At 68.9% G+C, this 9,486-nt stretch carries 9 protein-coding genes; 3 read left to right on the top strand and 6 right to left on the bottom strand.

Features of this window, described 5'->3' with window-relative positions; all coding sequences use genetic code 11:
* Positions 1-109: 109 nt before the first annotated feature.
* From PKH97_RS09830 to PKH97_RS09810, 5 genes are read right to left on the bottom strand one after another with little or no spacing between them, the layout of a single operon-like run.
* Positions 110-1,204 carry a VWA domain-containing protein gene (locus PKH97_RS09830; protein WP_324387230.1) on the bottom strand — a complete coding sequence of 365 codons (1,095 nt, stop codon included), beginning with the start codon at positions 1,202-1,204 and terminating at the stop codon, positions 110-112.
* Positions 1,201-2,190: a VWA domain-containing protein gene (locus PKH97_RS09825; protein ID WP_324387229.1), complete on the bottom strand. Its 990-nt coding sequence runs from the start codon at positions 2,188-2,190 to the stop codon at positions 1,201-1,203. Before PKH97_RS09825 ends, PKH97_RS09830 begins: the two co-directional genes overlap by 4 nt.
* Positions 2,187-3,077 carry a DUF58 domain-containing protein gene (locus PKH97_RS09820; protein ID WP_324387228.1) on the bottom strand — a complete coding sequence of 297 codons (891 nt, stop codon included), beginning with the start codon at positions 3,075-3,077 and terminating at the stop codon, positions 2,187-2,189. Before PKH97_RS09820 ends, PKH97_RS09825 begins: the two co-directional genes overlap by 4 nt.
* Positions 3,059-4,075 carry a MoxR family ATPase gene (locus tag PKH97_RS09815; protein WP_324387227.1) on the bottom strand — a complete coding sequence of 339 codons (1,017 nt, stop codon included), beginning with the start codon at positions 4,073-4,075 and terminating at the stop codon, positions 3,059-3,061. The genes PKH97_RS09820 and PKH97_RS09815 overlap by 19 nt, the downstream gene beginning before the upstream one ends.
* 18 nt (positions 4,076-4,093) lie before the next feature.
* Positions 4,094-4,993 (bottom strand): trypsin-like peptidase domain-containing protein, encoded by a 900-nt coding sequence (locus PKH97_RS09810; protein ID WP_324387226.1) that lies wholly within the window; start codon positions 4,991-4,993, stop codon positions 4,094-4,096.
* A gap of 118 nt (positions 4,994-5,111) precedes the next feature.
* Here PKH97_RS09810 and PKH97_RS09805 point away from each other — a divergent pair, with 118 nt between their 5' ends.
* Complete coding sequence (locus tag PKH97_RS09805; protein WP_324387225.1) at positions 5,112-7,760, top strand: glucosidase; 2,649 nt, start codon at positions 5,112-5,114, stop codon at positions 7,758-7,760.
* 144 nt (positions 7,761-7,904) lie between these two features.
* The gene (locus PKH97_RS09800; protein ID WP_324387224.1) at positions 7,905-8,279 is read left to right on the top strand and encodes an Rv0909 family putative TA system antitoxin; all 375 of its coding nucleotides are present in this window, start codon (positions 7,905-7,907) and stop codon (positions 8,277-8,279) included.
* 10 nt (positions 8,280-8,289) lie between these two features.
* Here PKH97_RS09800 and PKH97_RS09795 read toward each other — a convergent pair whose 3' ends face one another.
* On the bottom strand, positions 8,290-9,012 hold the full coding sequence (locus tag PKH97_RS09795; RefSeq protein WP_324387223.1) for an AIM24 family protein: 723 nt from the start codon (positions 9,010-9,012) through the stop codon (positions 8,290-8,292).
* Positions 9,013-9,130: 118 nt separating this feature from the next.
* On the opposite strand from PKH97_RS09795, the gene PKH97_RS09790 reads away from it, so the two are divergent.
* The coding region (locus PKH97_RS09790; protein WP_324387222.1) for a hypothetical protein at positions 9,131-9,486 on the top strand (356 nt) is incomplete at its 3' end.

Below are 9,486 nucleotides of genomic sequence, written 5' to 3'. Positions count from 1 at the left end.
TCGACGGGGCTGAACCGGCCTTTCGACGGGGCTGAACCGGCCTTTCGACGGGCGGTTCCGGTATTCGATGACGGCCAGGTGCCACCAGGTCCGCAGCGGCGTAAGCAGTTCACGGGAAGGTGCGCTGGCGGGCGGCGATGGCCGCGCCGAGCAGCAGGAGCAGCGCCCCCAAGGCGGCGAAGGCGGGAGCCAACTCCACGCGCTGGGTGGTCAGGATCAGATCCTTGGGCACCGAGCTGAGCACCGAGGACAACTGCTTGCCCGTCGTTGCCGGGGCATAGGACGCGCCGGTCGCCATGGCCACGGCCTCCAGCGTCGGCTCGTCGACGACCAGGAACTGCGCGGCGTTGCCCCGACCATAAGGGCCGCCCTCGGCGAAGGCATCGGCGCCGAGCTGGTCGGCGGTGCACGCCATGTGCGTCGGATTGGTGGTGCCGAAACCGATGGGATACACGCGGACGCCCCGGTCGGCGGCGATCGCGGCGGCAGCGAGGGGGAGGACGCCCCGGGTGTTGGCGCCGTCGGTGAGCAGGACGACGACATCGGCAACCGGCTCGGTGGTGGGCGGCTTGACGTTCTTCGGGACGGGCGCGGGGAAGGGCACATTGTCATCTGGCGGCGGCTCGGGAGCCTCGTCGGGGCCAACCGGTTTGACGGCGGGGTTGATGCTCGCGATGGCATCGACCGACTTCAGGATGGCCGCCCCGATCGCCGTGCCTCGCCCGGTGGCGAGTCCGTCGACGCTGGTGAGCAACTGGTCACGGTCGGTGGTCGGCGGAGTGACCAGCTCGGCATACCCGGCGAAGGCGATCAAGCCGATGCGGGTGCTGGGGTCCTGCGCCTTGATGAAGTCGCGCAGGGCGCTCTTGGCGGCGACCAGGCGATTGGGTTCGATATCCACCGAGCACATCGAGCGCGAGACATCAAGGGCCACGATGATCGAGGTGCGGTTGGTGGGCACCTGCATGGTCGCCGTGGGCCGCGCGGCTCCGACCGCGAGCGCGGCCAGGCCGAGGAGCATGGACGCGATCGGCAGGTGCCTGGTCCACCGGCGCTTCCTCGCGCCGACCGCGGCACGGACGAGCGCAACGTTGGAGTACTGGATCGCGGTCGGCCGGCGCCGGCGCTGCGCCCAGAGATAGAGGGCGAGGAGGACCGGCACGGCGACGAGCGCGGTGAGGGCGAGTGGCCAGCCGAATCTCATGCCGCGATCACTCGCCCAGTGCGAACGATCGAGACGATCATCGCGGTGGCCGCCGCCAGGATGGCGAGCAGGGCGAAGTAGGGCGCCAGCCCGGTCACCTCACGCACGCTCGTCCACTTCAGATCGATCGACGAGTAGACGGCGGTGAGGGCGTCGCTGTCGACCGCTGAGTAGTAGCGGCCGTTCGCCGCATCGGCGATGGCCTGGAGAGCGGCCGAATCGAGGGCGGTTTGCTGGGTCACGCCGTCCACGGTGACGCTCGCTCCTTCCGGGCTGCCCAGACCGACGCTGTCGATGCGGACCCCCGCCACCGACGCCAGACGCGCCATCGCCAGCGGGTCGAGTTGGGCGTCGCTCTGGCCGTCCGAGAGCAGGATGATCGCCGACGCGCCGAAATAGCCGATGTCGATGCTGTCGGGGTCGTTCTTGAGGCGCTTGTCATCGACATTGAGCTTGCCGCCGGAAATGGCCTGCAGCGAGGCGTAGATGCCTTGTCCGAGCGAGGTGCCTCCGTGGCTGGTGAGCCGGTTGATCGCCGCGTCGACCTGGAGCGGGTCGTCGGTCGGCTGCTGGGTGATCAAGGCGGTGTCGCTGAAGGCGACGACCCCGATCTTGATCGTGGCGGGTTGTTTGGCGACAAAGGCCTTGGCGGCGACCTTGGCCGCCGCCAATCGGTTGGGCGCAAGATCCTCGGCCTGCATGCTGTTGGAGACGTCGAAAGCGAGGATCACGGTGCCTTCGCGGCGCGGGGTCTCCAGCGTGGCTCTCGGCCCGGCCGCGCCGATGATGAGCAAGGTCAGCGCGCCGAGCAACAGGCTCGGCGCGACGTGCCGCCACCGGGACACCGAGCGGGTGACCGGGACGAGCCCCGTCCGGCGCAGCGCCTCCTGATCGCGCGCGGCCCGGCCCAGCGCGCGGCGGTAGGCGATCACCAGCAGCGGCAAAGCGAGCAGCGCGGCCAGCGCCCACGGCACGGAGAAGGTCATCGCCGGCTCATTTTCCGCTGGTGCGCCATCCGTAGGAACGCACCCAGCAGGTCCTCGTCAGTGCGAATCGTTTGCAGCGTCAACCCCGTGCGCCGGATCGTCGCCGTCAGCGCGTCGTTCTGCTCCTCGGCAAGCGCGGCCATCCGGGACCGGAAGCCCGCGTCGCCAGTGTCGACGACCACTTGGTCGCCGGTTTCGTTGTCCTGCAGGACGATCACCCCGACATCGGGCAGGGAATGCTCGAGCGGATCGACGATCTGGATAGCCATGACATCGTGGCGTTGCGCGAGCTGGCGCAGGGGCTTCTCCCACCCGGGCGGGCTGATGAAGTCGGAGATGACCACGACCAGGCTGCGCTGCCGAATAGTGGCCACCGCCGCACGCAGCAGCCCGGCAAGCTCGGTCGTGGCCTGCGATCGGGGCTCGCGTCGACCTAGCTCATGGATCAGGCGCAACACCTGCGTGCGGCCACTGCGGGGCGGAATGGTTGCCACCGGACCGTCGTCGAAGAGAACCGCGCCGAGTTTGTTGCCACCGCGGCCGAGCAGTTGGGCGAAGCAGGCGACGAGGTCGACGACGATCGCGTCCTTGCCACGGCCGGTCGGCCCGAAGCGCATCGACGCCGAACGGTCCAGCAACAACCAGGCGGTCAGGTCGCGGTCCTCGGAATAGTCACGGACATACGGCGTGTCCATGCGCGCGGTGGTGTTCCAGTCGATCCGGCGCAGGTCGTCGCCGGGGACGTACTCACGCATTTCGCGGAAGTCGATGCCCTCGCCGCGGAAGAGGGTCGCGAAATCGCCCTGCAGCGCCCCGTCGAGGGGGCGCAGCACGGTCCATTCGACGCGGCGCAGGACGGCGTCCGCGCTCAGGTCGATGGCTGCCACTGGATCGACTCCGCGGCGCGGGGGCGGCCCTCGACGTCGGGCAGGGGGACCGCCGCAAGGATCGCGCGGACGATGTCGTCGGGGTCGACATTGTCGGCCAGCGCCTCGTAGGAGAGCACCAAGCGGTGTCGCAGGATGTCGAGGGCGAGGTCGCGGGCATCCTCGGGCAGCGCATAGTCGCGACCGCGCAGGAAGGCCAGGGCCCGTGCCGCGAGCACCATATTGATGGACGCGCGCGGGCTAGCGCCGAAGGTGATCAAGCGCCCGAGATCCGGCAGGCCGAGCAGCCCCGGCTCGCGGGTGGCGCCGGCGACCCGAACGGCATACTGAATGATTCCGGGGTCGACATAGACCGCATCGGCAGCCTTCTGCAGGCGCAATAGGTGCTCCGGGTCGAGCACGGCCTGGGTCTTCTCGCCCAATCCGAGCATCCGCTCGACGACGACGAACTCCTCTGCGGGAGAGGGGTATCCGACCTTGACCTTGAGCATGAAGCGGTCAACCTGGGCTTCAGGCAGGGGATAGGTGCCCTCGGACTCGATCGGGTTCTGGGTGGCCATCACCAGGAAGGGCGCCGGCGCCGGGAAGGTCTCGCGGCCGATGGTCACCTGACGCTCCTGCATGACCTCAAGGAGCGCGCTTTGCACCTTGGCGGGAGCCCGGTTGATCTCGTCGGCGAGGACGAGATTAGCGAAGACCGGGCCGAGCGCTACCTGGAACTGACCGGATTGCTGGTTGTAGATGCGGGTGCCGATGAGGTCAGCGGGCACGAGGTCAGGGGTGAACTGGATGCGCTTGAAGTTGCCGCCGATCGCCTCGGCAAGGGCTTTGATCGCCAGCGTCTTGGCCAGCCCGGGGACGCCCTCGACGAGCAGGTGTCCGCGGGCCAGCAAGGCGACGATCATCTTTTGCACCAGCTCGTCCTGGCCGACGATCGTCTTCTTGACCTCGTAGAGCGTCTGCTCCAGGGGGCGGGCGGTGGGGGCGGGTTCGGTCATCGATGAATCTCCTGACGGTCACATCGGGGCGGCGCGGACGGCCCCACCGGCGGCGGCGATCGGCACGGCGAAGCCGATGCCGACGAAGAAGGGTTGCTTGGAGGGGTTGGCGAGGGCGGTCACGACGCCGATGACATTGCCGGCCCGGTTGAGCAGCGGGCCGCCGGAGTTGCCGGGGTTGACCGCCGCGTCGAACTGGATCAGGTTCGTCAACGGGCCGCTCTCGGTCTCGATGGCGCGCCCGGTCGCCGAGATCACCCCCGCGGACAGCGAGAAGGTCAGTCCCAGCGGGTTGCCGACGGCGTAGACGTCTTGGCCGATCCCCTCGGCGCCGGCCAGCGTGGCCGGCACCACGACATCCGGTAGGCGAGCGGGTTTGAGCGTTGCCAGGTCGTTCTCCGGCTTCGCCTCGGCGACCGTCGCCGTCGTGCGTGTGCCGTCGGCGAAGCGGACCTCGATCCGGGTCGCGCCGTCGATGACGTGATTGGCCGTCAGGATCGTGCCGTCGGCGTTGGCGATGAAGCCCGCCCCGAGGCCGCGCTCCGCGCCGCCGCCCGTGGTGATCACCACCAGGGACGGCTGGATCTTGCCGTATGCCGTTGCCGCAGCGGGCGGTTGGCGCCCCGCGTCCTCGATCGCCTTGCTGACCATCGGGCTCGCGGCCGCGCGGGCCTTGGCGTCGGTGTATTCGGCCGGGATGGCGAAGGTGCGCACGAGGGCGGCAACAGCGAGGACGCCCACCAGGGCGAGCGCCAGCCACGGCAGCCAGGCGCGACGCGGCAGGATGCGGCGGGCACGCGGCATACGGCCATCGGGGGCGGACGCCCCGGCCGGAGCAGCGGCGGGGCTGGGCGCGCCGGGGGAGCGGGTGGCGGTCTGCACCGCGCGGCCGCTGTCGGCACCCAAACGCCAATCCATGTCCGGGACTCTAAACGTCGCCACCGACAATCACCTCGCCGAGCACGTGAAGTCATAGGGAGTTCACAGGCTGCCCACGCCTGCGGCATCCGGATAACGGAGGTGACAGGCTGGGCCCGTGACCGATCAGCCGATGCCGCCCACCGCTGAGCACGCCCGGCTGAGCGAGGCGCAGCGGCCGGACAGCCCGTGGCGGCTGTGGGGGCCCTATCTCGCCGGCCGGCAGTGGGGCACGGTGCGAGAGGACTATTCCGCCGACGGGGATGCCTGGAGCTTCTTCCCCTTCGACCACGCCCACACCCGGGCCTACCGCTGGGGTGAGGACGGCATCGCCGGGCTGACCGATCGCTTCGGCTTCCTCAATCTCGGGCTCGCCCTCTGGAACGGCCACGACGACCGGCTCAAGGAGCGCCTCTTCGGCCTCACGAATCCGCAGGGCAACCACGGCGAGGACGTCAAGGAGTACTGGTGGCATATCGATGGGACGCCCACCCACTCCTATGCCCAGGTCCTCTATCGCTATCCGCAACGCGCCTTCCCGTATGACCACCTCGTCACCGAGAACGCCGCTCGCGGGCTTGATCAGGACGAGCTCGAACTCACCGACACCGGTGTGCTGGACGACTCGCGCTTCTTCGACGTGCTCGTCACCCATGCGAAGGCCGGCCCCGAGGATGTCCTGGTCGAGATCACGGCGACCAACCACGGCCCCGACCCGGCGCCACTCGACCTGTTGCCGCACCTATGGTTCCGCAACACCTGGTCCTGGGGACGCGACGAGCGCGTCCCGCGCCTGCGCCTGGCCCGCGGCCCCAAGGACGAGTCGGCGATCATCGCCGAGCACGGCTACCTCGGTCGCTACCTGCTCGTCGCCGACGCCGAGCCGCGAATCCTCTTCTGCGACAACGAGACCAACCAGCAGGCGACCTTCGGTGTGCCCGGCGGCAGCAAGCACCCCAAGGACGCGATCAATGCGGCCGTGGTCCATGGCGATGCCTCGATGGTGCGGCGCGGGCACGGGACCAAGGCCGCCTTCTGGTGGCACTGGGACGCGGTCGCGCCGGGGGAGTCGGTGACCATCCGGTTGCGGCTGATTCGCGACGGCGACGTGCGCACGGCCGACCCGTTCGCCGATTTCGACGCCATCCGCGACGCGCGCCACGGCGAGGCCGACGCCTTCTATGCCGCCGTGATCCCCGCCGACGTGCCGCCCGAGGACGCCTTCATCGCCCGGCGCGCGTTCGCCGGTCTGCAGTGGTGCAAACAGATCTATCGATATGACGTTCGGCAATGGCTCGAGCGCGACCCCGCCGAGCCCGCGCCGCCGCGCGAACGGCTGGCCCGCCAACCGCTGGGCCGAAACACCAGCTGGCGACACCTCTCGCTCGCCGACGTCATCTCGATGCCCGACGAATGGGAGTACCCGTGGTTCGCGGCCTGGGACCTCGCCTTCCACTGCGTGGCACTGGCGCACGTCGACCCGGACTTCGCCAAGGAGCAACTGGTGCTGATGTGCCGGGAGTGGGCGATGCATCCCAATGGTCAGCTGCCAGCCTACGAATGGAATTTCTCCGACGTCAATCCGCCGGTCCACGCGTGGGCGGCGTGGCAGGTCTACACCATCGACGGCAGTCGCGACCAGGAGTTCCTGACACGGGTGTTCACCAAGCTGCTGTTCAACTTCGGCTGGTGGGTCAACCGCAAGGATGCCGAAGGCTCCAATCTCTTCGAGGGCGGCTTCCTCGGGATGGACAATGTCGGACCCTTCGACCGCAGCGCGCCCCTGCCCGACGGCTCGCGCCTGGAGCAGTCGGATGCCACGAGCTGGATGGCGTTCTACTGCCTGCTCATGCTGCGGATCGCTTGGGAGTTGGCACGCACCCAGCCGGCCTGGGACGAGGTCGCGACGAAATTCTTCGAGCACTTCCTCGCGATCGCCGAGGCGATGGACTTCTTCGGCTCCGACAATGTCGAGCTCTGGGATCAGGAGGACGGCTTCTATTACGACGTCGTCGTGGCTGCGGACGGCAGCTCGCAGAAGGTGCGCTTGCGCTCGATGGTCGGGCTGCTGCCGCTGATCGGCGTGGCCAATATGCCCGCCTGGGTGGATGCGACCCTGCCCGACTTCACCGGGCACCGGGCCTGGCTGCAGGCGCGCCGGCCCGAGTTGCTCGATGCGCTCGTGCACCTCGCTGACGGCTCACCGGACACTCTCTCGGTCCTGACGCCCGACCGGCTGGTCCGGCTGCTGCGGAGGTTGGTCGATGAGTCGGAGTTCCTCGCGCCCGGCGGCATCCGGTCGATGTCGGCGGCCTATCGCGAGGGCACGACGCTGCAACTGGAGGGTGCCGACCTGCCCGTGCGCTATGTGCCGGGTGCGTCGGACTCACGCCTCTTCGGCGGCAACTCCAACTGGCGCGGCCCGATCTGGTTCCCGGTCAATGTATTGCTCACCGACGCTTTGCGCCGGTATGCCGGGGGCATGGCCGCCGATGTCCAGGTCGAGTACCCAGCGGGGTCGGGTCGGCTGATCGGCGTCGCCGAGGTCGCCGACGATATCGACCGCCGGCTGGTGGGCCTGTTTCGCATCGGACCGGACGGGCGTCGCCCGAGCGATCCACGCGACATACCGACCCATCCCCTCTGGCAGGCGCACCCGACCTTCAGCGAGTACTTCCACGGCGACACCGGAGCCGGGTTGGGCGCCACGCACCAGACCGGATGGACGGCGCTCGTCGCTCATTTGGTCTGCCTGCGCGAGGACTGAGGCGGGCTCAGGGTTGCCCCGGATCCGCCGGGGATCGGTGCCGGAAGGCCGGGCGCAAGGAACAATCGCGCTCGCCGATCACGTTGAATGGCACGGTAAGGCCGCCACCGGGCGGCTACGGATCCACGCAGGAGGGGATTCCCCATGGCCATGAACGAATCGCTGAAGAAGGCTGTCGACGACCTCGACCTCGAGCGTCGGCTCGACGAATTCGGCAAGTTCGCCCAGAAGACGTATGACGGCGTGCGCGCCCAGGTGGGCACGCTCACTCACGACAACCGCGAGAAGGTCGACGGCTGGGTGGCCAAGGCCACCACGCTTGTCGACGAGCGCACCGATGGCAAGTACCACGACAAGGTCGCCAAGTTCAGCGCGGCGCTCGGGACCGGCCTGGACAAGGTTGCCGAGCAGCGGCCGGATGCTCCCGCCGCGGACGGGCCGGCAGCGGACCAGCCGGCCCCGGCCGACGGCGCGACGGCCTTCCCGGCGCAGTACCCGAGCGACCAGCCCGGGCACTGACCGCCAGGCGTCAGCTGAGTAGGCCGCCCAGCATGCTGCTGGAGCCGCCGGACTGCTGCTGGTGACCGCCGTCGGTGACCGACTCACTCGGCTGGACCACGACATAGCCTTGGCCCGAGAAGGCCATCTGCAGCAGCTCGCCCGTGCCACCGCGGATCATCGAGCCGATGCCACCGGTGTCCACGCGGACGTCCATCCGCACGCCCGCCGTCCACAGCACGACAGCCTGGGCGTCACCGAAGGTGGGGCTGCTGGCCACGTCGAGGGCCACCGGGTCGCCCTTGGTGGTCACCGCGACATAGCCCGTGCCGCGCAGGGAGACGTTGTAGAGCCCGCCGGTCATGGCGGCGCCACGGGCCTGGATGCGGTGGATGTCCCACTGGATCGAGTTGCTGAAGGCCAGCACATTGCGGCCGTTGACCGAGATCGCGTCGTCCTGCAGATACATGATTTGCACCTCGCTGGCCTCGTCCGCCAGGAAGAGATCGCCCTGCCCGGAGCAGGTCATCATCGTGACGCCCTCGCCGGTCACCGCCGACTTGAACATCCGCCCCAGCCCGGAGCTCTGCTTGGTGAAGCGCACATCGCCCTGGTAGGCGACCATCGAGCCGGCCCGGGCCATCACCTCGCCGTAGCGCATGTCCACCCGCAACATCTTCTTGTTCTGCAGCGAGAACGGGTCCTGCGTCTCCTTCTCTCGGAAATCGGTGAACAAGCTTCCGTGGATGGTCATTCGCGTTCCTCTCCGTATGGCCGGCGGGGTCACCGACGTTCTTGCACAAACCGTAGGCGAAAGCCGCCCTCCGGACCTATCGTTTGGGACGTTCAGCCGCATCGATTCGGAGGTTGTCATGGGTTTTCTCGACAAGGCCAAGGCCGCGGCGATGGATCTGCAGCAGAAAGCTGACTCGGCCATGTCCAATGCGGGCATGATGGGCGGCAGTCCCATGGGAGCGCCGGGTGGCGGTGGGGGTCCGGGTGGACCCGCGGATCGCTTGCTGCGCGACCTGGGCGTGTTGACCTATCTCAACGCCGCGGGCCGCCCCGGGTCGTCGGCCGACTACCAGCGGATCATGGAGCAGTTGCGTTCACTGGAGGGCTCGGGGCAGCTCAACCTCCAGCTCTCACCAGCAGCTGCGCCCGGTTTCGGGGCGCCCGGCGCCCCTCCGCCCCCGCCCGGAGCCGTCCGCGCGGCGCACGAGGCTGC

Source organism: Nostocoides sp. (assembly GCF_035343835.1).
Classification (GTDB): Bacteria; Actinomycetota; Actinomycetes; order Actinomycetales; family Dermatophilaceae; genus Nostocoides_A; species Nostocoides_A vanveenii.
Note: the sequence above shows the minus strand (reverse complement) of the source record. Positions and strands in the feature narration are given on the sequence as shown.